This window comes from Streptomyces sp. NPDC052721, from assembly GCF_040678315.1.
Taxonomy (GTDB): domain Bacteria; phylum Actinomycetota; class Actinomycetes; order Streptomycetales; family Streptomycetaceae; genus Streptomyces.
In genome coordinates this window covers 34,878-55,656 of the sequence record NZ_JBFATL010000012.1, presented here as the reverse complement: position 1 = coordinate 55,656, position 20,779 = coordinate 34,878, and the positions used below count along the sequence as shown (strand labels likewise).

Sequence of the window (20,779 nt, the reverse complement as noted above, 5' to 3'; positions counted from 1 at the left end):
GTTGTGGCGCGGGCATGACGAACGGGGCTCCCCCGGCGCCGGCATGACGAACCCCGCTGCCTCGGGGGTGACAGCGGGGTCCGCGCGGAGGGGGCGCCGGGTCAGGAGGGCCCGGTGCCGGGTCAGGAGGGCCCGGTGCCGGGGCTGAACACCGTCAGACGGACGGTCGAGGAGTTGCCGGAGACCGGCACCGGCCCGCCCTTCCAGGGCACCTTCAACTGGTCCCGCTCGTCCGGCGGGGTCACCAGCAGCGCGGCCGGCGTGGCCGTCTTCGCCCCGCTGACCTGGGGGTTGGAGAAGGTCAGCCCCGCCCAGGCGCTCTGCCCGGGCTTGAGCCTGACGGTCACCGGGGTGCCCGGGGACCGCTTCGGGTCCGGACCCAGTTGGCCGCCGGAGGCGCCCACGAAGGCCGCGCCCGGATAACCGTGCAGGGTGCAGGTCCGGGCGGAGGCGTTGGTGAGGACCACGGGGAAGTTCTCCTGGCCGGCGCCCGGGTCGTTGCGGCCCACGGAGGCGCGCAGCTCGGAGGTGTGGCAGCGGGTGCTCGCCGCGGCCGGGGTCGTCGTGGCCGTGGCGCCGCCCGACGACGCGGTCGCCCGGGGCGCGGACGATGTGCCGGTGCCGGTGGCGGACGGCGCCGGGCTCGTCGTGCCGCCCGTGGCGGGGGCGGCCGTACCGGAGACGGTGGCGGGGGCGTCGCTGTGCCCGCTCGTGCCGTTGCCGCAGGCGGTCAGCAGGCCCAGCACGGCGACCGTGCCCACGAGCAGGGCCCCGTGCCGCGCGGACCGGGGGGTGTACACCATGTCGCTCAACACTCCTGGAAGTCACGGCACGCGACGGGAACGCGTGCCTACGGCGCCGGGTGCGCCGTCATCTCCGTCCGATGCACGGACCGCCGGAAAAGTTCGGGACGCGCCGGGTTCTGTCGGGTTCTTTTCCCCGCCCCGGCCCTCGGCAGGCGCCGTTCAGGCCACCGTCAGCGAACGGAGTACACCGTCGGTCGCGTCGCCGTCGCCCCTCTCGCGCACCTGCACATAGACCTGCGGCCGCGCCGCCCCGCCCGCCGGGACCAGCGCGGACTCGGTGACCGAGCCGCCGTCCGGGCAGCCGCTCCAGGCCCGGACCAGCCCGTGCCAGTCGGCGTCCGTGAAGCGGTGGGCGCCCGCGTAGCGGCAGCCGGGGTGCGCCAGTGTCCTCACCTTCGCGGTGACGTCGCCGCTCTCGCCGACCCCGACGAACACCCCGTCCACGGCGGCCTTGAGATCGGACCAGCGGGACAGGTCGTCGGCCACCACGAGACCCGGTTCGTGGCCCGGCGTCAGCCCGAGCGCGTGCGGGTCCCAGCCGGAGTCGCGCAGCTCGCGGCCCCAGCCGGCGGGCACCCGGAGGGTCACCCGCCCGGTGGCGTCCGCGACCCGCACCCCGTCGTCCGTGCTGCCGTCCCGGTGCAGCGCCACGGTCACCGTGACCGCGGCGGCGGTGGCGGCGAGGACCGCGGCGGCGGCCAGCGTCACGGTGTTCAGCCGGCCGCGCAGCCCGTCCAGGCGCCGCGCGGGCCGCACCGACGGACCGGCGGCCAGCCGGTCCAGCTCGTGGGCGAACGCGAGGGCGCCGGGCCAGCGCCGCGCCCGGTCCGGCTCCAGCGCGCGCAGCAGCGCCCGTTCCACGTCCGCGCCGAGTTCCGGCCGCAGCCGCCGGGGCGGTGTCACCTTCCCCGGCGGGCCCGGCACGGTCCCGGTGAGCAGTTCGTAGCCGACCGCGCCCAGGCTGTAGACGTCCGCCCGCTCGTCGATGCCCGCGCCGGGCTCGGCCTGCTCCGGCGGCTGGTAGCCCGCCGAACCGGCCGCCAGGGTCAGTACCGACGCCTGCGCGAGGCTCTTGGCCAGCCCCAGGTCGGCCAGCAGCACCCGCCGGGTGCCGTCCGGGGCGGTGTGCAGCAGCACGTTGGTCGGCTTGATGTCGCGGTGGACTATGCCCGCCTCGTGCAGCGCGGCGGCGCTGCGCGCGGCCTCGGCCGTCAGCGCGAGCGCCTCCCGCACCGGCAACGGGCCGTCCGCCGGCAGATCGGCGAGGGTTCCGCCGGCGGCGTACTCCATCACGAAGTACGGCCGTCCGTCCGGGAGTTCCCCGATGTCGTAGACCTGCACCACCCGGCTGGACCCGGCCCGGCGCAGCAGCCGCGCCTCGGACAGGAAGCGCTCCCTGATGTCGAGCCGGTGCGCCCAGTTCTCGGCGAGGACCTTCACCGCCACCGGGGCCTGGAGCTCGGGGTCGTGCGCGAGCCACACCGTGGCGAAGGCGCCGCTGCCCAGCGGCCGTTCGAGGCGGTGGCGGCCGATCCGCTCCAGGGGGTGCATACGACTATCATGCCTGGCCTGTGATCGACTTGAAGGGGGGCCCGTCCGTGCAGGACCAGGCGCCGACGGAAGACCTCGCCCGGCGCGCCGCCGCCGGCGACAGCGGGGCCCTGGACCGGCTGCTGACCGAGATCCGGCCCGAGGTCGTGCGCCGCTGCGCACGCTTCCTGCCCTGCCGGGAGGACGCCGAGGAGGCCGCCCAGGACGTGCTGCTCCAGGTCGCCCGGCACATCAGCGGCTTCCAGGGCCGCAGCCGCTTCGGCACCTGGCTCTACACCGTCGTCGCCAACTGCTGCCGGCAGAAGTACCGCGAACTGAAGCGGCGGGCCGCCGAACAGCCCGCGGCCATCGAGCCGGCGCACGCCGTCGACCCGCGCACCACCAGCGTCATCGCCGGCTCCCGGGTGGATCTGCTGGAGGCCCTGGACCGGCTGGAGCGCGAGCATCCGCATCTGGTGGCGCCGCTGGTCTACCGGGACATCTGCCAGCTGGACTACGCCGAGGCCGCCGAGCGCGCGGGCATCCCGCTCGGCACCCTCAAGTCCCGCCTCCACGAGGCCCGCAAGCAGGTACGGCCCTGGCTGGCCGCCTCCTGAGGCGCGGCCCCGGGCCTACTGGTCCTCCTCGTACAGCGGCAGCTCCGCCCAGATCGTCTTGCCCTCCGGGGTGTGCCGGCTGCCCCAGCGCTGGGTGAGCTGGGCGACCAGCAGCAGACCCCGGCCGCCCTCGTCGAAGGTCTTCGCCCGGCGCAGATGCGGGGCGGTGTGGCTCGTGTCGGAGACCTCGCAGATCAACGTGGTCGCGTCATGGATCAGCCGGAGCCGGATCGGCCGCGCCCCGTACCGGATGGCGTTGGTGACCAGCTCGCTGACCACCAGCTCCGCCGTGAACGTCGCCTCGCTCAGCGACCAGGCGTCCAGCTGGTCCACGACCTGCTTGCGGATCGGCGCGACCAGCGCCGGGTCGGCGGGGATGTCCCAGGTCGCCACCTGCGAGGCGGGCAGGCCCCGGGTGCGGGCCAGCAGCAGAGCCACGTCGTCCGGTGCGGCCCCGCCCGGGAGCAGGGCGTGCAGGACGCCGTCGCACGCCTCCTCCAGGGAGTCCGTGTCCTGCCCCAGCGCCCGGTACAACAGCTCACGGCTGGCTTCCACGTCCCGCTCCCGGGACTGCACCAGGCCGTCCGTGTACAGGGCGAGGACGGTGCCCTCGGGCAGGTCCACCTCGGTGGACTCGAACGGCAGCCCGCCGAGGCCCAGCGGGGGACCGGCGGGCAGGTCGAGCAGCTGAGGCCGGCCGCCCGGCCGCAGCAGCACGGGCGGCGGATGCCCGGCGCGGGCCAGCGCGCAGCGGCGGGACACCGGGTCGTAGACGGCGTACAGGCAGGTCGCGCCGACCTCGCCCGGGCTGCCCTCGGCGCCGGCGTCCTCCGACAGCCGCAGCACCAGGTCGTCCAGGTGCGTGAGCAGCTCGTCCGGGGCCAGGTCGATGTCGGCGAGGGTGCGCACGGCGGTGCGCAGCCGGCCCATGGTGGCCGAGGCCTGGATGCCGTGCCCGACGACGTCCCCGACGACCATCGCGACCCGCATCCCGGACAGCGGGATCACATCGAACCAGTCCCCGCCCACGCCGGCGCGCGCCGCCGGCAGATAGCGGGAGGAGGCCTCCAGCGCGGCCGTGCGCGGCAGTGAGCGGGGCAGCAGGCTGCGCTGGAGCGCGAGCGCCGTCTCCCGCTCGCGCGAGTAACGGCGGGCGTTGTCGATGCAGACGGCGGCGCGCGCGGTGATCTCCTCGGCCAGCAGGACGTCGTCCGCGGTGAAGGGATCCGGGCGGCGGTGCCGGGTGAGCACCGCGACCCCGAGGGTGAGTCCGCGTGCCTGGATCGGTACCGACATCGAGGAGTGGATGCCGAACCGCCGCACCCGCTCGCCGCGCTCCGGATGCCAGGCCAGCCACGGGTCCATGTCACCGGCGGACACGGTGGCGGTGATCGTGCGGCCGGCGGTCAGCGCGTCGGCCTGCGGGGAGAGGGCCGGGTACTCCTCCGCCGTCCCGGGCTGGATGACCGCCTCCGGCAGGCCCGGCAGCACCGACTGGTGGGCGGCGCGGCGCAGCCGCACGGGCGCGGTGATGCGGGCCGGGGGCTCACCGCCGTACTCCTGCGGGTCCAGCAGGTCGATGGTGACGAAGTCGGCGAGCGCGGGCACGCACACGTCGGCCAGCTCCTGCGCGGTACGGGCGACGTCGAGCGTGGTCCCGATGCGCACGCCGGCCTCGTTGAGCAGTTGCAGCCGCTGCCGGGCGCGGTGGTTGTCGCTGATGTCGTGCGCGGCCAGGCACACGCCCCGGACCTGGCCGGCCGGGTCCCGGACCGGCGCCATGCTGGCGAGCCAGGCGTGCGCCCGGTCCTCGCCGCCGGTGCGCATGAAGGTCTGCACGTCCAGGGGCCGGCCCGAGGTCAGCACCCGGAGCATGCTCTCCTCCAGCTCCTCGCTCTGCGGTCTGCCGCCGATCTCCGCGAGCCGGAGCCCCCGTACCCGCTCCTCGGGCAGCCCGACGACGCCGGCCATCGCCTCGTTCATCCGGCGCAGCCGCAGCCGGTCGTCGTACACGGCGACCGGGCACGGCGACTGGAGCAGGCCCGCCTCGGTGAGCGGGTCGTCCCCGGCGGGCGGATCGGTGCCGGTGAGCGGGGTGACCACGAGCCAGTCACCCGGGTGCTCGTCGTGCGGCGGGCGGCGGTGGGCGAGCAGCCACACGGGGACGGTCCGGCCGTCCCGGTGGCGCAATCCGACCGTCCCCGCCCAGCGGGGGCCCGCCGGGGGCCACGGGGTGCCGGCGTCGGCCAGCAACTCGGCGGCGGGGCGGCCCAGGACGGCGTCGGCCGGGTGGCCGAGCAGGCGGCGGGCGCCCTCGTTCCACTCCACCAGCGTTCCGTCGTGGCCGATGACAGCCCGGGCCGTAGCCGCATCGTCGAACGGATAGACCCGGCTCATCGTCGCCGCTCCCAAGCGCACACTCACAGTGAACAGGTGGCACCACTCGCGTACCAGCCTAGTGCTTCGCGCCCGCCCGTGAGCGCCGATCCGGGGCTGCCCGGCCGACCCGTCGAACATGTCGGGGCACGGTCAAGGGAACAAATCCGGCCGATGTGTCGTCGGCCGTACGCGTAAGGTTCCGGACCCTTGACGATCGTGTGTGGCGGCACGTCAGAATCTGTTTGGTCACGATCAGTTGTGAGTACTTCTGGGCCCTGATGAGGGAGAGCCGCCATGTCGGTCACGCGCTGATCGGGGCGGTCAGACAGCGTCGTGGAAGACCAGGCCCAGGGTGCGCCGCCGCCCCGACCGGACCGCGCTCACCCCGTGCCGCATCGCCCCCGCCGACCAGCCGCGGCGGGTACGCACGGGGCGCTCCCGGGTGGTGAACACCAGCCCGTGCCCCTGACGCAGGACACTCGCCGTACCCCGGGACTGGGCGCGCGGGCGCTGTTCGACCATGAGGAACTCACCGCCGGTGTAGTCGGTGCCGTACGCGTCCAGCGCGATCACCACCTGGAGCGGGAAGACCAGCTCCCCGAACACGTCCCGGTGCAGCGCGTTCCAGTCGCCCGGCCCGTAGCTGAGCAGGATCTGCGCCGACCGGTCCTGGCCGGCCGCGTGACAGCGCGCCAGCCACGCGTCGAGCGAGTCGGGCCAGGGCGCCGGGCGGTCCAGCCGGGCCGCCCAGTCCCGGGCGACCGGCAGCAGGCGGGGATAGAGCGCCGCACGCAGCGCGGCGACCGGCGCGGGCAGATCGTGCGTGAAGTAGCGGTACTCGCCGGAGCCGAACCGGTGCCGGCCCAGGTCGACCGTGGTGCGGAACAGTCCCGGCTCGTCGTACAGGGCGGCCAGGTCCGCGCACTCGGCGGGCGTCAGCAGCGGGCCGGTGGGCGCGCTGCCGTGCTCGTCCAGCTCGGCGGCGAGCGCGGCCCAGTCGGTGCGGGCGGCCCGGCGGTCGGCCCCGGCCGGGGTGAGCGTCATGGGTCCTCCCCTCACGGCAGCGCCGGCTGCGGCGCGCCCTCGTGCGTCAGCAGCCACCGCTTGTGCTCGACCCCGCCCGCGTACCCGCGCAGCGAGCCGTCCGCGCCGGTCACCCGGTGACACGGGCGGACCAGCAGAAGGGGATTGGCGCCCAGGGCCCGGCCCAGCGCGCGCAGTTGGGAACGGGGCACGCCGGCCCGGGCGGCCAGTTCGCCGTACGTGGTCGTCGTGCCGTACGGGATGTCGTCCAGGGCCCGCCACAGGGCCCGTTGGAACGGGCTGCCGGCGGTGGACAGCGGCAGGCCGAAGCGGGTCCGGCGGCCCGCGAAGTACGCCTCCAGCTGCCGGTGCGCCTCGGTGAACGGCCGGTCGTCGCGGTCCCCGGGCCGCACCGCGGGCGCGCCGCGCTGCCCGGGCAGGGACAGCGAGGCGAGGGTGAGGCGGCCGGCCGGGGGCACGGATCCGGTCAGCAGCAGGTCGCCCAGCGGGCTCGGGTGCACGGTGTGCGTCTCCATCGGCGCTCCTACCTGTTTCTTCGGTGTTCTTCGGTGTTCTTCGGGGTCCTCCGGCTGCTTCCGCGCTGTCGAGTCTGCTGCGCCGCCGGCCGTGCCACCGGCGGGAATCGGACATGACCCTCGGCCCGGGCCGGTACCACACCGTAGGCCTGGTGACCTGGGCATATTTACGCGTGAGTACCCGCGCGGTACCGTGAGGGGCATGCCAGCTCTCAACGTGGAGTTCAGCGAACGGGAACTAGAGGACCTGCGGCAGATCGCCAAGGAGCGCGGTACGTCGATGAAGGCCCTCGTGCGCGAGGCCGCCGCCGCCGACATCGCCCGGCACCGGGCCCTTCAGGAGGGCGCCGAGGCGTTCCGCCGCTTCTTCGCCGGCCATGCCGAGGAGTTCGCGGCGGCCTTCCCCGACGACGAGCGCCCCGCAAAGGGCGAGGCCGCCTGAGCGATGCCCTCCGTCATCCATATCGACGTCCCGTGGCTGCTCCAGCGGCACGAGGAGGTCCTGCCCGACCAGCCCGCCGTGGACGACTTCTCCGCGCTGGTCGCCGCCGTCGCCCGGCACCGGGTGGACCCGCCCCGGCTCGGCGTGGACTCCGACGCGGCCTGGCGCGCCGCCGCGCTGCTGCACACCCTCGCCGTGCTCAAGCCGCTGCCCGCGGCCAACGCCCGCTTCGCCTGCGCGACCGCCGTGGCCTACATGTTCGTCAGCGGCGTCGGCATCGACCCGCCCTACGGCGCTCTCGTCGATCTGGCCCGCGACCTCATCTCCGGCAAGACCGACGTGTACGGCGCCGCCGACCGGCTCCGTTCCTGGCAGATCTGACGCGCCCTGGGCCCGCCCTGTCCCCGGCCGGCGGGGGAAGCCGCCGGGAGCCGCCGGCCGGGGACGGGCCTTCCGAGGAGGACCGGCACCCAGTCCACTACCGGGCCGCCCGCCGCGGGAGCGTGCGCGTCCGGTGGACGTGTGCGCGCGCTTCACACGGGGCGCATGAGAAATCCGGCCGCTTTCGCGACAACGGCCGGCCGGGGCCCTGATTCTGACTTTCTTTCAAACCGGCTGATGTCCTCCGTGTGCCTTGTTGCCCGTGTGGAAGGTGTGCAAGGGTTCAAACGCGGTTTGAATTTCCCGCTCGCACCACGCGCCAAAAGGAATCCGCTCCGTGCTCACCCCCCACCCCCCTCGTCCTCCCTATCCGCCGTCCGGCGCCGATCCGGGGGAATCCGACGAGTTCCTCGCCGGTCCGCTCCGGGCCGGCTCCGACGCGGAGGCCTCCCGGTCGGCCGCCCTCCTGATGGCCCGGCACTGGCAGCCGGCCCAGGAGTACGCGGTCATCTGCCTGGCCGCCTCCGGACCCCTCGCCCACATGGTCACCGCCACCGCCTTCCACCAGGTCCTCGGCCGGCTGGCGCTCGGCGAACCCGCCGACGCGCTGCGGCCGCGCCTGCTGGTGGCCGTCCGCGACACGGTCCTGAACTGGTCCGGCACCGACCGGATCACCGCCGTGCTCCCCGGACTCGGCAAACCCGCCGGGGGCCGCGGGATGCGCGCCGCGCAACCGCTCGTACCGGAGAACCGCGCCCTTTCCGACCGCTCCTTCCACGGCCTTTCCCGGCTGGAACAGGCCCTGTTGTGGCACGCCGAGGTCGAGGCCGAGCCACTGGACGTGCCCGCCGGACTGCTCGGCGTGGACATCCGGAACGCGACCGCCGCGCTCGAACAGGCCCGGGAGAAATTCCGCGAGGGCCTGGTACGCGCCCACCGGGAACTCGCGCCCGGCAAGGAGTGCCGTTACTACAACCGCCTGCTCGACGTCCCCATACGCCGGGGCGGCGCGCTGCTGCCCGATGTCCAGGAGCACCTGGCCGGCTGCGCCTACTGCCGGCACGCGGCCGAGCAACTGGGCCACGCGGACGCGGCGTTGGGCGTACTGCTCGCCGAGGCCGTGCTCGGCTGGGGCGCCCGCCGCTACCTCGAATCGCGCCCCGGCCGCCGCCCCGGCCCCGCCCGTGGCGGCTCCCGGCGGTCCGGCGGACGCCGCCGCGGCGGCGTCCGGCGCGGCACCGAGGAGGGCGGAAGGGGGCTGCCGGCCCGGTTCCTCGCCGGGGTGTCCGCGCACCGCGCACCCGGCACCGCATGGTCGTCCCGGACGCTGCTGACCGGGGTCGGCGTGGCCTCGGCCGGACTGCTCGCCACCGTCCTCGCGGTCAGCGTGTGGCCGGACGGCGACGACGGCACCGCCCCGGTCGCCACGACCAGCGCGGTCCCCGGCACGTCGGCCCCGGCGGGCGCCACGGGCCTGCCCGCCACCGGCCGGCCGGGTCCGCTGCGCAACGCCGCCGGCCGGTGCCTGGACGTCAAGGGCACGCCGGAGGCCGGGGCGAGTGCCGTCCTCGCCGGGTGCTCGGGCTCGGCCACGCAGCGGTGGACGTACGACACCGACGGGCTGCTGCGCAGTGCCGCCGACACGGGTCTGTGCCTGGACTCGCACGCCGACGCCGGCGTGGTGCTCCTCGGCCGCTGCGCCGACGCCGGGTCGGAACGGGGCGACGACGTGCGCTACGACCTCACGGCGGAGGGCGAGTTGCTGCCGCGGTGGGACCGGACCCTCGCGCTCGCCGCCGGCGGCGACCAGGCGGGGGCCGACCTCGTCGTCAAGGTCCGGGACGGGTCCGCCGGGCAACGGTGGGTCTCCGGCGGCTCGCCGTAGGGCTGCGGCAGATCGCCTCGCCGGCCGCCGGTCCGCCGCGGACCGGCGGCAGAACCAGCAGAACCAGCAGCAGGGCATGCGAGGTCCCGGCGCTCCGGTGCCCGCCGGGACATCGGGCCCGCCGCGGCGGCAGAGGGGTGGCCCATGGGGGCCCGCCCCAGCTGCCGAGCGGTGCCCCGCAGCTGCCCGCCGGCCCCGGCGGTCAGGTCGGCCCGCAGGGTCCCGGACCGACGGGCCCAGGATCCGAGGGGTCAGGACGCGAGGGGTCAGGACCCGATGGGCGGTCCCATGGGCGGCCCCGGTCAGGACCCCCGTGGCGACAGTGCCGCCCGTGTCCTGGGTGAGCGGCACGCCGACACCGACCCGCGTCCCTCAGGAGGCCGCGCCCCCGTCGGATTCCAGGTCCGACCGCGTCACCGTACCCGGGCGTGCGTGGCCCGACAGGGCCAGGGTCAGGTCGAACTCCGCCAGGAGGCAGCGGATGACGTGCTCCACGCCCGCCTGACCGTCCAGGCCCAGGCCGTAGACGTACGGGCGCCCGAGCAGGACCGCCCGTGCGCCCAGGGCCAGGGCCTTGAAGACGTCGTCGCCGGTGCGCACCCCGCTGTCGAACAGCACCGTCAGCCGGTCGCCCACCGCGTCCGCGACCCGGGGCAGCGCGTCGGCCGCCGCGACCGAACCGGCCACCTGCCGGCCGCCGTGGTTGGAGACCACCACGCCGTCCATCCCGGCGTCCGCGGCGAGCCGGGCGTCGTCCGGGTGCAGGACGCCCTTGAGGACGATCGGCCCGTCCCACTGCTCCCGCAGGAGGGCCAGGTCCGGCCAGGTGTGGCTCGCGTCCCCGAACAGGCCGAGGAAGTGCAGCACCGCCGCGTTCGGGTCCTCGTGCACCGGCTTGGCGAGGCCCGCCTGGAAGGCCGGGTCGGTGAAGTAGTTGGCGGTGCCCACGCCGTGCACGAACGGCAGGTAGGCCTGGTCCAGATCGCGGGGCCGCCACGCCAGCAGCGGGGTGTCCAGCGTGACGACCAGCACCGAGAAGCCGGCCGCCCGTGCCCGCGCGAGGAAACTCCGGGTCACCTCGCGGTCCTTGCCCCAGTACAGCTGGAACCACCGCTCGGCGTCCCCCATCGCCTCCGCGACCCGCTCCATCGGCGTGCTCGACGCCGACGACAGGATGTACGGCACGCCCTGCGCGGCGGCGGCCCGGGCGGCGGCGGTCTCGGCGTCCGGGTGCATGATCGACAGCACACCCACGGGAGCGAGGGCGAGCGGTGCCGGCAGGGTCCGCCCGAGCACCTCGGTGGTGAGGTCGCGTTCGTGCACGTCCCGCAGCATGCGCGGCACGATCCGGCGCCGGGCCAGTGCCTCCCGGTTGGCGCGGGCCGTGCCGCCATCGCCCGCGCTGCCCGCCACATAGCCCACCGGGCCCGGGCCGAGCCGGTGTTCGGCCAGTTCCTCCAGCCGGGTCAGATCGGTGGGGAGCCGGGGCACGGCCCCGGTCATCCCGTTCAGGTAGATCTCGTACTGGAAGTCCGCCCAGTGCCGTGCCATCCGTCAACTCCCGCGCGTCGTCGGCCGCGTGCGCCCCCGACGATACCGACGGGTACGTCGGACGGCGCCGCACCGGGTCGCGTCAGCCGGCCCCGCCCGCCGGCACGGGCGCGGGGGCGCCGGCACCGGCTCCCGGCCCGGTGACCGGTGGCACCGGGACCTCCACGGTACGGACCAGCCGGGCGCCCTCGGGGCCGTACGCGGCACGGGGTTCGGGGAACAGCCACAGCAGGGCCAGGAAGAGCACCGCGGCCGCCAGCAGCGACAGCGGCAGGCTGATGTCGACGCCGTGCGCCAGACCGCCCAGCGGCCCCACGAACTGGCCCGGGATGTTCGTGAACAGCACACCGATGAGCGCCGACACCCACCACGCGGTCATGCCGCGCCAGTTCCAGCCGTGCGCGAACCAGTAACGGCCGCCGCGCTGACGGCGGTTGAAGACCTGGAGCGCGTCCGGGTCGTACCAGCCGCGGCGGGTCCAGAAGCCGAGCATCATCACGACCATCCAGGGCGTGGTGCAGGTGATGATCATCGTGGCGAAGGTGGAGATCGACTGGACCAGGTCCAGGCCGAACCGGCCCACGAAGATGAACGCGATCGACAACACGCCGACCAGCAGCGTCGCCTGGACCCGCGACAGCCTCGGGAACACCGAGGAGAAGTCCAGGCCGGTGCCGTACAGCGAGGTCGTGCCCGTCGACATGCCGCCGATCAGCGCCAGCAGGCACACCGGCAGGAAGAACCAGCTCGGCGAGATCGCCAGCAGCCCGCCCACGAAGTCCGGCGCGGCCGGGTCGACGTACTTCGGCGCCTTCGTCGCCACGATGCTGGCCGTCGCCAGACCGAACACGAACGGCAGCAGCGTCGCGAGCTGGGAGAGGAACGCGGCCCCGACCACCCGGCGGCGCGGGGTGGAAGCCGGGATGTAGCGCGACCAGTCGCCGAGGAACGCGCCGAACGACACCGGGTTGGACAGCACGATCAGCGCCGCGCCGATGAAGGACGGCCAGAACATCGACCGCGTCGCCGCGTCCGCCGAGGCCGTGAACACCCCGGCGTACGACGCGTCGAAGTCGCCGGCGAACGCGACCGCGCCGAGCAGGAACAGCACGCTCGCCGAGGTCACGGCGATCTTGTTGACGAACAGCATGAACCGGAAGCCGTAGACGCACACCGCGAGCACCAGACCGGCGAAGAGCGCGTACGCGACGATGTACGACAGGTTGCCGCGCTCCAGGCCGAACAGCCGGTGCGCGCCGCCGACCAGGGCGTCGCCCGAACTCCACACCGACAGCGAGAAGAACGCGACGGCCGTCAGCAGGGACAGGAACGAACCGACCACCCGGCCGTGCACACCGAGGTGCGCCGAGGACGACACGGCGTTGTTGGTGCCGTTGACCGGGCCGAACACCGCCATCGGGCACAGGATCAGCGCGCCCGCGAGGACACCGAGCACGGTGGCGGCGAGGCCCTGCCAGAAGGAGAGCCCGAAGAGGATCGGGAAGGCGCCGAGGACGCAGGTGGAGAAGGTGTTGGCACCGCCGAAGGCGAGCCGGAACAGGTCCCGCGGGGTCGCGGTGCGGTCGGCGTCGGGGATGCGTTCCACACCGTGGGCCTCGACCTCGGTGAGGGCGGGTCCGGACGAGGAGGCGGACGCGGCGGGTGGTTCGGGTGGTGCGGACACGGGCGCTCCAGCGGGGGACGGCAGCGGGGTGCGCTGACGGTACGGCGGGCGGAACCGTGTGATCCAGTGGACGGTTCATCCATCTTTCGCGCCGCCTATGGATGAATCGCCCATCGGCTGGATGGCGGAGGCACCGGCGGCTGGTGATCACTTCATGAACACGAGGAGTCATGTAGGGGCGTGGCGCGGTCGGAGCCGGAATGTTTCAGGACGATTAACGAAGAGCTGTTTTTCGGCCACCCGGCCGCTTCCGCGGCGGGGGAACCGCTCAGTTCCGGGGTCACGGCGTTCGAATTCCGTGACTTCACGCCACTGATTGAACACGAAAGGTTACTGAAACCCATGGGTTCGATGTGAGTTTCGCCGATGGAGTCGGCAGAGTGGCGCTCGCCGCTCCGGCACCCGACCGGACCGGAGCCGGCAACCCGACTGTTCGAGCGGAAGGATGCACACAATGCGGAACACCGCGCGCTGGGCAGCGGCCCTCGGCCTCACGGCCGCCGCCGTTTGCGGACCCCTGACCGGGGCCGCCGTCGCTGCACCGGGCGCCGCCCCGTCGTCGCTCTACGCCCCCTCGGCGCTGGTGCTCACCACCGGCCACGGCAACGACGCGGCCACGGCCACCCCGGAGCGCGCCGTCACCCTCACCTGCGCCCCCACAGCCTCCGGCACCCACCCGGCCGCCGCCCAGGCCTGTGCCGAACTGCGCGGCGTCGGCGGCGAACCGGACGCCCTGAAACCGGCCGACGACGTGATGTGCACCAAGGTCTACGACCCCGTCGTCGTCACCGTCCAGGGTGTCTGGCAGGGCAAGCGCGTCACCTACGAGCGCACCTTCGGCAACGCGTGCATGAGGGACGCCGTCGGCGGCAGCCTGTTCGCCTTCTAGGACCGGGATCGCACGGGTCCCCGTGGACCCCGGATCAGGCCCGCAACTGGGGAGTGCGGCCCCCTGGAGCGGGGAACCTGCGATCTCGCACCGGGGCCGGCGGGCGGAGTGGGGCCGCCCGCCGGGCCCGGGCACACAGCCGCTCCCCGGGCCGGTCCGTGGGGGACCGCCCGGGGAGCGGCGAAAAACAATCTGTTTCAACCAGGTGTTCAGGCCTTGCGCCGGTGACTCGTGTCGCACCAGGGGTAGCGGCGACTGCGCCGGCAGGTACACAGAGCGACGCGGAAGCGGTCCGAGGAGACCGTGGTCCCGTCCTCCAGTTCGATCTCCACGGGCCCTTCCACGAGGAGGGGCCCGCGCCGCTGCACGGTGATCCGCCGGGCCCGGTCGGCCGAAGCCCTCGCCGCCGGGCCGGCAGGGGCGGCGTCCGCCGCCGAGTCGGCGGCGCCCGCGGAGCCGACAGGGCCGTGGGAGCCGGCGGGACCACCGGAGACAGCGGGCCCGCCACAGACAGCGGGGCCGTTGGAGTCAGCAGGGTCGTTCGGCACGGATGACCACCAGCTCTTCCCTGTTCTCGGCCGGCGCGAGCAGCCCGCTCCGGCGCAGCCAGTCCTCCCGGGAGCGCAGCACCGGGCCGAAGGCGATCCAGCGGCGCCGGACCACCGCGGCCTTCAGACCCGCCGCCCGCAGCAGTTCCAGGGTGCGGTCGGGACCGCTCAGCGCCGAGTGGACGATCAGCAGCACCCCTCCGGGGCGCAGCAGCGCCGGCGCGTCCCGGCAGATCCGGTCCAGCAGCAGCCGCCCGTCGCGCCCCGCGTCCCAGGCCCGGGCCCGGCCATGCGGCCCCCGCCCGGCGTCGGGCGCCGGGACATAGGGCGGGTTCGCCAGGATGAGGTCGTACGTCCGGCCGCGCACCGGTGCGAAGAGGTTGCCGCGCCGGATGCGCACCGGCAGCCGCGTCAGCCACGCGTTCAGCCGGGCCGTCCACACCGCCCGCCGGGACACGTCCACCGCGGTCACCGCGGCGCCCCGGCGAGCCGCCTCCAGGGCCAGCGCACCGCTTCCGGTGCCGACGTCCAGCACCCGGGCACCGGGCGGCGGCGCCTCCTCGCGGAGGGCCTCGGCCAGCAGCTCCGTGTCGTCCTGCGGGGCGTACACACCCGGAAGTACCAATGCGATCACATCGCGCGGGTACCCCGGGAGTCATGATGTATGGGACATCTCCTGTTCCGGAGGGGTCCCCGGCGATGATTCCGGTGCCGTGCGCACGGGGGAGTCCAGGGGCGTCCGCAGGGACGGCCGTCCCGCGCGCCAGTCGGCGAGCAGCCGCCGGGCCAGCCGGTCCTCCAGATACTCGGTCGCGTCGATCCCGAAGACGATGTCCGGCGCCAGCTCCGGTTCCTCGGCGAGCAGTCCGCCGATCACCTCGTGCCGGACGACCTGCTCGTGCACCGCGTCGGCCTCCACGTGCTCGTCGTAGAAGAACTCCGCGGCCGGGCCGGCGCCGGTGCGGCGCATCGCCTCGGCCAGCCGGCGGGAGCCCGGCGAGGACGTGATCTCGACCTCGGCGAAGTGGCCCACCAGCGCGCCGCGCAGGTCGCGGTGCAGGCCGAACAGGGACATCAGGTTGACGACGGCCAGCATCTCGGCCGGGGCCGCGTCCAGATGCCGGCCGTACGTGGTGTCCAGGCCCAGGTCTCTCATCAGGTCGGCGAACAGGCGCGCGTGCACCCGCTCGGCCCGGCCGCCGCCGAACTCGTCGTACTCCACCGCGGCCATCGCCGCCTTCGCCCGGCCCCACAGCCGCGGCAGCACCCAGGCGTGCGGGTCGGCCTCCTTCAGGTGGTACAGCGAACGCAGCGCCGCGTACTCCCGCACCTGCCACAGCTCGCCCTCGGCACACAGGAAGTGGGTGACCCCCGTGCCCTCGGCCGGCTCGACCAGGAGGGCGGCGAGCGCGTCGTCCAGGCTGTCGTGGACCGGGGTGTCGGCGCGCAGTGCGGCGCCGAAGCGGTGTTCCAGCGCGGCCCGCACACGCAGCAGCTCCGGGTCCCACTCGGTCTGCGGCGGGACACCGGCGAAGCCGCGGTAGTGCAGCTCGTAGCAGAGGTACAGGGCGAGCTGGAGGTCGTCGCCGTACGGGTCGGCGGCCCCGGCGTCCGCGGGGTCGGGGAGCGGGCCCGTGCCGCGCAGGTACGCGGTGACCGCGGCGGAGAGCGGGCCTCGGGGCGGGGGCAGCAGGGGTCCTCGCACGTGGTGGTTCATGCGGCACGGGTACCCGCCCCGCGGAAAAGCAGTAGTGATCAACCGCACCCTGAGGAGGTCACCGGACGGAGGCCGGACGGGGCCGTCGACCCGCCCGTCGCGCCGGTCCCCCTCAGCGATCAGCGAGTCCCGTGCCGGCCTTGCGGAGCGCCCTGGGGCGCGCCGCCCGGCCGACCTCAGTCGCCCTTCGCCTGCTCCTGCGCCCCGGTGTTCGGGGTGATGGCGTCCCCGGCCTCACCCGAGGCGGCCTTGTCCTCGTCGCGCTTCTCGGCCTCCTCGACCTCCCGGAGCACCTCCTCCAGGGCCGTCTCCGGCCGGTCCTCGTGGTCGTCGTGGCCGTTCCCGCCAGGCATGACGTCTCCTTCCGTCGGCGAGGTGATCTCCCCTGCGAGTTACCCGACGGCGGCGTCCCAAGCGTGTCCCGGACAGGGCGACGAGCCGCCGTCTCCCCGCCGACGGCGGCCCCTCACGACTGGACTGCGACGGCTGACACATGCGGACGACGGGTGCGGCGCCCGCGTCCTGCCGCGGCACCACGCGCCGGAAGCAGAGGAAGGCGATGACCGCGCCGGCGCCGACGAGGACCGCCGACCACCAGAAGGCGGTGGCGCAGCTCTCGACCGGGGCCTGCGCCCGCCAGCGTCCCGGCGGGCCAGGTAGTCGGCGAAACGGCAACGTTTCTCTATTGCGGCCCACTTCGCCGTGCGCGGTGTTTCAGTGTGTGGCGCCCTGGATACACCGCGAAGGTTCGGCCCCGGAGTTCGCGAGCCCGTGCAACGCCGTCGCAGTGAGGTCGTCACCATGTCCCATGCCCCGTCCCCCGCAGGACCGTCGAACGACACCCGGCCGCTCCCGGCCCCGGCCGGAACGGCGGACACCGCCCCGTGCCCGGGCCAGGGCGGTGCCGCCCTGGTGACGGGCGCCTCCTCGGGCATCGGCGCGGCCGTGGCCCGCCGACTGGCCGCCGAGGGCGGCTGGCGGCTGGCCCTGAACGGACGCGACGTCACCCGACTGGAGCAGGTGGCCGCACAGGCCGGTGCGGTCGCGCTGCCCGCCGACCTGACCCGGCCCGGCGCCGACCGCCGGCTCGCCGGCCTCGCCCTGGACCACCTCGGACGGCTGGACCTGCTCGTCGCGGGCGCCGGCGTGGGCTGGGCCGGGGACTTCACCGGCATGCCGGCCGCGCGCATCGACGAGATCGTGGCGGTCGACCTGCTGGCCACCGTGCACCTGGTGCGGACCGTGCTGCCGCACATGGTCGCGACCGGCTCCGGACGCGTCGTGCTCATCGGATCCCTCGCCGGCAGCGTGGGCGTGCGCGGCGAGGCCGTCTACTCCGCCGCGAAGGCCGCGCTGGCCACCTTCGCCGACTGCCTGCGGTACGAGCTGCGCGGCACCGGAGTGGGCGTCAGCCATGTCATCCCCGGCGTCGTCGCCACCCCCTTCTTCGACCGGAGGGGCACCCCCTACACCCGCGCCTGGCCGAGGCCCGTGTCCGCCGAACGGGTGGCCGACGCGGTCTGCGCCGCCGTCCTGCACGGCCGGGACGAGGTGTACGTCCCCGGGTGGCTGCGTCTGCCCGCCCGGGTGCGCGGTGCCGCGCCCGGACTCTACCGGCGGCTCGCCGCCCGCTTCGGGTGAGCGGCCATGACCGCGCTGACGGTCCTGCTCGCCCTGCTCGCGGCCCTGTCCAACGCGTCCGCGTCGGTGCTCCAGCGCCGGGCCGCCGTGCAGGAGCCGGACCAGGGCGGTGGGGCGGGGTCCGCCGTGTGCCGGTTCGCCCATCTGCTGCGCAGACCCTACTGGCTGGCGGGTGCCGGGCTCCTGGGGCTGTCCAGCCTGTTGCAGGCCGGGGCACTGGCCGTGGGCAGCCTGTCCCTGGTCCAGCCCCTGCTCACCGCCGAACTGCTGTTCACGCTGGCCGTGGGCAGTGTCGTCTTCCGGCGCCGCCCGGACCCCCGCACCTGGCTGGCGTTCGTCGCCCTCGCCGGCGGGCTGGCCCTGTTCCTCCTGGCGGCGGCGCCGTCCGCGGGCCGGGCCACCGCGCGGCCGGGGGACTGGCTGCTGGGCGGCGGCGGGGCGCTCGGCGTCGTCGTCCTGCTCGTGGTGATCGCGCGCCCGGCCCGGGGCGCGTCCCGGGCCGCGCTGCTCGGACTCGCCTCCGCCGTGTCCTTCGCCCTGACCGCGGCGCTGCTGAAGGAGGCCGTGGGACGGCTCGGGCAGGGGCCCGCGGAGATGTTCGGGCACTGGTCGCTGTACGCCACGGGGGCCGCCGGACTCGTCGCGTTCCTGCTGCTGCAGGGCGCGCTCGGCGCCGGTTCGCTCACGGCCTCCCAGCCCGCGCTCACCCTCGGCGACGCGCTCACCAGCGTCGTGCTCGGCTGGGTGCTGTTCGGCGAATCGATCCACCTGGGCCTGAGTCTGCTGCCGGAGGCGATCGGTGTCGCCCTGATCGGCGCGGGCAGCATCGGCCTGGTCCACTCGCCGTCCGTCGGCGGGGAGTGGGACGCCACGGACCCGAGGGAGTCCCCCGGCTCCTCCGCCGCTCTCCCGCGCACCCCGAGGAGGTAGGTCACCGATGTCCCTCGTGTCCGGCCGCGCCGTGCGGACGGCCGCCGTCCTGCTGCCCGCCGCAGTCGCCGCGGCCCACATCGGCCCGGCGGCCACCTGGCTCCCGGGCGTACGGCTGCCGCTCTTCCCCGGGCTCGCCGGCACCGGCCCCCGCCTGCACATCGCGCTCACCTTCGACGACGGACCGGACCCGGTGTCGACCCCGCGCTTCCTCGACGCGCTCGACGAGCTCGGCGTGCGGGCCACGTTCTTCGTCCTCGGCGAGCAGGCGGTCCGCCATCCCGCGGTGGTCCGGGAGACGGTACGGCGCGGGCACGAGCTGGGGGTGCACGGCTGGACCCACCACCGGCCCTGGTGGCCGGCGTTCGCCCGCGACGCCGAGGAAGTCGCCCGGACCGTCCGCGCGGTGCACGACCTCACCGGCCACCGCCCGCGGTGGTACCGCCCGCCGTACGGCATACTCACCACGAGCCGCTGGCTGGCCGCCCGGCGGGCCGGACTGCGGACGGTGCTGTGGTCGGCCTGGGGCAGGGACTGGACGGCCGACGCGACGCCCGCGTCCGTACGGGCCCGGGTCGCCGCGGACCTGCGCGGCGGCGGCACCGTCCTGCTCCACGACTCCGACCGCCACTCGGCCCCCGGCTGCTGGCAGGCGACCCTGGCCGCCCTGCCGACGGTGGTCCGGGACTGCCGGGAGGCGGGGCTGACGGTGGGACCCTTGCGTGACCATGGGCCGGTTCCGGTTCCGGGCGGGGTGGTTGTGCCGGCCGGGGTGGTGGGGGAGTGACGGGGTGGTGCTGGGGGCCGGGTGCTCTCAGGCCGTCGGCGCAGCACTCGGCTCCGGTTGCCGACGCGACCTTGGGTGTTTCCTGCCGGCGGTGGTCCGGGACTGCGGGCTGACGGTGGGACCTCTCCGTGACCTGGGCCGGTTCCGGTTCCGGGCGGGGTGGTGGGGGAGTGACCGCCGGCGTCCGGCACCGATCGGCTCACGGGTTCGTCGCCAGATCCGTCACGCAGTCCAGGGCGTCCCCTCGGAACAAGGTGCGGGCGCGGGCCACCCGGTCCGCGCGTTCCCGGGTGTTCTCCCCGAGCCGCCCGAGTGCCGCCAGCAGGGCGGGGGCGTCCGGGGCCAGTTCCGACAGGCCCAGCTCGGTCATGCGGCGTACGCCGTCCGTGCCGTGGCCGGGGAGCGGGCGGTGGGCGATCACGGGCAGGCCCGCGGCGAGGGCCTGGACGGCGGTCTGGCCGGCCGCGTTGTCCACCAGGGCGTAGCAGGCGGCCAGCAGGCCCGGCATGTCGTCGACCCAGCCCAGGGCCAGCGCCGCCGGTTCCCGGGAGACGTGTGCGCGCAGCCGCTCGTTGCGGCCGCACAGCACCACCGGCAGATAGCCGGCCGCCGCCAGCAGCCGTGCGGTGCCGGCCGGGCGGGACGCCGCTCCCCAGGCACCGGCGGACAGCAGCACCGGGGGCCGGCCGGGCGCCCGCCGCGCGAACCGCTCCCGCCAGCGGGCCGCCCCGGGGGCCGGCGCACGGAAGGCGGGCGCGACCACCGGCCCGGTGGTGACCACGGGCACGTCGAGGAACCGGCGCACCTCCCGCGCCGCCGCGTCCGTGAGGCACAGATACCGGTCGTTGCCCGGATGCAGCCACTGCCGGTGCACCGCGAAGTCGAGCAGGAAGACGGCGCTCGGCACCCGCAGCCCGCCCCGCTCCCGCAGATGCCCGGTCAGCTGTGCGGCCAGATGGAAGACGGACACCACCACGTCGGCGCCCAGCCGGTCCACGAGTTCCGTCAGCCGGTCCCCGGCCAGCCGGGCGAGCGGGACCCCGCTGGGCCGCCGGCCGGGCCCGCCGCGCAGGAACGCGCCGTAGACGCCGCCGTACAGCCAGGGCAGGTGCCGTACCGACGCCTGGTAGCCGCGGCGCAGCCCCGTGCCCAGGCCGTACGGCAGCAGCGTCAGCACGTCGGCCACCCGGGCCTCGTGGCCCCGGTCGGCGGCCCGCCGCGCCAGCTCGGCGGCCACGGTGTCGTGACCGGCTCCCATGCTCGCGCTCACGATCAGCATGCGCCGCCGGCCGCCCGGCGGGTCCTCGGTGGTAGGCACGGAGTCCGATTCTCCGCCGCCGCGACGCGCAAACCGCGCACCCGCCGGCCGTGTCGCCCGGCGGGACGGTCACCCGTGCGCAGCAGCGCGCCGTGCCGGTGCCCGCCCTCCGGCT

20 protein-coding genes and 1 pseudogene are annotated in these 20,779 nt (G+C 75.1%); 8 read left to right on the top strand and 13 right to left on the bottom strand.

Annotation, left to right across the window (positions count from 1 at the left end):
- Positions 1-122 precede the first annotated feature (122 nt).
- Complete coding sequence (locus AB0L21_RS14370) at positions 123-803, bottom strand: DUF4232 domain-containing protein (protein ID WP_365784194.1); 681 nt, start codon at positions 801-803, stop codon at positions 123-125.
- Positions 804-965: 162 nt separating this feature from the next.
- Positions 966-2,357 (bottom strand): serine/threonine-protein kinase, encoded by a 1,392-nt coding sequence (locus tag AB0L21_RS14365; RefSeq protein ID WP_365784192.1) that lies wholly within the window; start codon positions 2,355-2,357, stop codon positions 966-968.
- A 47-nt stretch (positions 2,358-2,404) separates the two neighbouring features.
- On the opposite strand from AB0L21_RS14365, the gene AB0L21_RS14360 reads away from it, so the two are divergent.
- On the top strand, positions 2,405-2,953 hold the full coding sequence (locus AB0L21_RS14360; RefSeq protein ID WP_365708495.1) for an RNA polymerase sigma factor: 549 nt from the start codon (positions 2,405-2,407) through the stop codon (positions 2,951-2,953).
- Positions 2,954-2,968: 15 nt separating this feature from the next.
- Here the strand turns inward: AB0L21_RS14360 and AB0L21_RS14355 are convergent, their stop codons facing one another.
- The 3 genes from AB0L21_RS14355 to AB0L21_RS14345 all read right to left on the bottom strand — a co-directional run bounded on the left by AB0L21_RS14355 (position 2,969) and on the right by AB0L21_RS14345 (position 6,891).
- The gene (locus tag AB0L21_RS14355; protein WP_365784191.1) at positions 2,969-5,350 is read right to left on the bottom strand and encodes a SpoIIE family protein phosphatase; all 2,382 of its coding nucleotides are present in this window, start codon (positions 5,348-5,350) and stop codon (positions 2,969-2,971) included.
- Between the two features lie 303 nt (positions 5,351-5,653).
- On the bottom strand, positions 5,654-6,376 hold the full coding sequence (locus AB0L21_RS14350) for a 2OG-Fe(II) oxygenase (RefSeq protein ID WP_365784189.1): 723 nt from the start codon (positions 6,374-6,376) through the stop codon (positions 5,654-5,656).
- An 11-nt stretch (positions 6,377-6,387) separates the two neighbouring features.
- Positions 6,388-6,891 (bottom strand): methylated-DNA--[protein]-cysteine S-methyltransferase, encoded by a 504-nt coding sequence (locus AB0L21_RS14345; protein ID WP_365784187.1) that lies wholly within the window; start codon positions 6,889-6,891, stop codon positions 6,388-6,390.
- Positions 6,892-7,093: 202 nt separating this feature from the next.
- Between AB0L21_RS14345 and AB0L21_RS14340 the strand changes: the two genes are divergently transcribed.
- From AB0L21_RS14340 to AB0L21_RS14330, 3 genes are all read left to right on the top strand, one after another.
- On the top strand, positions 7,094-7,333 hold the full coding sequence (locus AB0L21_RS14340; RefSeq protein ID WP_030344647.1) for a hypothetical protein: 240 nt from the start codon (positions 7,094-7,096) through the stop codon (positions 7,331-7,333).
- A gap of 3 nt (positions 7,334-7,336) precedes the next feature.
- Complete coding sequence (locus AB0L21_RS14335; RefSeq protein WP_041666033.1) at positions 7,337-7,714, top strand: toxin Doc; 378 nt, start codon at positions 7,337-7,339, stop codon at positions 7,712-7,714.
- Between the two features lie 337 nt (positions 7,715-8,051).
- Positions 8,052-9,599 carry an RICIN domain-containing protein gene (locus AB0L21_RS14330; RefSeq protein ID WP_365784185.1) on the top strand — a complete coding sequence of 516 codons (1,548 nt, stop codon included), beginning with the start codon at positions 8,052-8,054 and terminating at the stop codon, positions 9,597-9,599.
- A 372-nt stretch (positions 9,600-9,971) separates the two neighbouring features.
- Here the strand turns inward: AB0L21_RS14330 and AB0L21_RS14325 are convergent, their stop codons facing one another.
- Together AB0L21_RS14325 and AB0L21_RS14320 are read right to left on the bottom strand one after the other, a co-directional pair.
- Positions 9,972-11,150 carry a lactate 2-monooxygenase gene (locus tag AB0L21_RS14325; protein ID WP_365784183.1) on the bottom strand — a complete coding sequence of 393 codons (1,179 nt, stop codon included), beginning with the start codon at positions 11,148-11,150 and terminating at the stop codon, positions 9,972-9,974.
- Positions 11,151-11,232: 82 nt separating this feature from the next.
- The gene (locus tag AB0L21_RS14320; RefSeq protein WP_365784181.1) at positions 11,233-12,834 is read right to left on the bottom strand and encodes a cytosine permease; all 1,602 of its coding nucleotides are present in this window, start codon (positions 12,832-12,834) and stop codon (positions 11,233-11,235) included.
- Between the two features lie 454 nt (positions 12,835-13,288).
- Between AB0L21_RS14320 and AB0L21_RS14315 the strand changes: the two genes are divergently transcribed.
- The gene (locus AB0L21_RS14315; RefSeq protein WP_365710802.1) at positions 13,289-13,723 is read left to right on the top strand and encodes a protease inhibitor; all 435 of its coding nucleotides are present in this window, start codon (positions 13,289-13,291) and stop codon (positions 13,721-13,723) included.
- Positions 13,724-13,932: 209 nt separating this feature from the next.
- On the opposite strand, the gene AB0L21_RS14310 is transcribed toward AB0L21_RS14315, so the two are convergent.
- From AB0L21_RS14310 to AB0L21_RS14290, 5 genes and pseudogenes are all read right to left on the bottom strand, one after another.
- On the bottom strand, positions 13,933-14,097 hold the full coding sequence (locus AB0L21_RS14310; protein WP_103816469.1) for a CDGSH iron-sulfur domain-containing protein: 165 nt from the start codon (positions 14,095-14,097) through the stop codon (positions 13,933-13,935).
- A 154-nt stretch (positions 14,098-14,251) separates the two neighbouring features.
- Positions 14,252-14,905 carry a HemK2/MTQ2 family protein methyltransferase gene (locus AB0L21_RS14305; RefSeq protein ID WP_365710804.1) on the bottom strand — a complete coding sequence of 218 codons (654 nt, stop codon included), beginning with the start codon at positions 14,903-14,905 and terminating at the stop codon, positions 14,252-14,254.
- Positions 14,906-14,926: 21 nt separating this feature from the next.
- On the bottom strand, positions 14,927-15,988 hold the full coding sequence (locus tag AB0L21_RS14300) for an iron-containing redox enzyme family protein (protein WP_365784179.1): 1,062 nt from the start codon (positions 15,986-15,988) through the stop codon (positions 14,927-14,929).
- A gap of 176 nt (positions 15,989-16,164) precedes the next feature.
- Positions 16,165-16,341 carry a hypothetical protein gene (locus AB0L21_RS14295; RefSeq protein WP_365710808.1) on the bottom strand — a complete coding sequence of 59 codons (177 nt, stop codon included), beginning with the start codon at positions 16,339-16,341 and terminating at the stop codon, positions 16,165-16,167.
- Between the two features lie 139 nt (positions 16,342-16,480).
- Positions 16,481-16,624, bottom strand: a pseudogene (locus tag AB0L21_RS14290) (MFS transporter); the annotation flags it as partial.
- Positions 16,625-16,789: 165 nt separating this feature from the next.
- Here AB0L21_RS14290 and AB0L21_RS14285 point away from each other — a divergent pair.
- The 3 genes from AB0L21_RS14285 to AB0L21_RS14275 are packed head-to-tail and all read left to right on the top strand — an operon-like array spanning position 16,790 to position 19,346.
- Positions 16,790-17,629, top strand: coding sequence for an SDR family NAD(P)-dependent oxidoreductase (locus tag AB0L21_RS14285; RefSeq protein WP_365710810.1), 840 nt, complete (start codon positions 16,790-16,792; stop codon positions 17,627-17,629).
- A 6-nt stretch (positions 17,630-17,635) separates the two neighbouring features.
- On the top strand, positions 17,636-18,559 hold the full coding sequence (locus AB0L21_RS14280) for a DMT family transporter (protein ID WP_365784177.1): 924 nt from the start codon (positions 17,636-17,638) through the stop codon (positions 18,557-18,559).
- A 7-nt stretch (positions 18,560-18,566) separates the two neighbouring features.
- Entirely contained in the window at positions 18,567-19,346 is a 780-nt protein-coding gene (locus AB0L21_RS14275) for a polysaccharide deacetylase family protein (protein WP_365710813.1), read from the top strand.
- Between the two features lie 199 nt (positions 19,347-19,545).
- On the opposite strand, the gene AB0L21_RS14270 is transcribed toward AB0L21_RS14275, so the two are convergent.
- Positions 19,546-20,664, bottom strand: coding sequence for a galactosyldiacylglycerol synthase (locus AB0L21_RS14270; protein ID WP_365784176.1), 1,119 nt, complete (start codon positions 20,662-20,664; stop codon positions 19,546-19,548).
- Between the last annotated feature and the right edge of the window lie 115 nt (positions 20,665-20,779).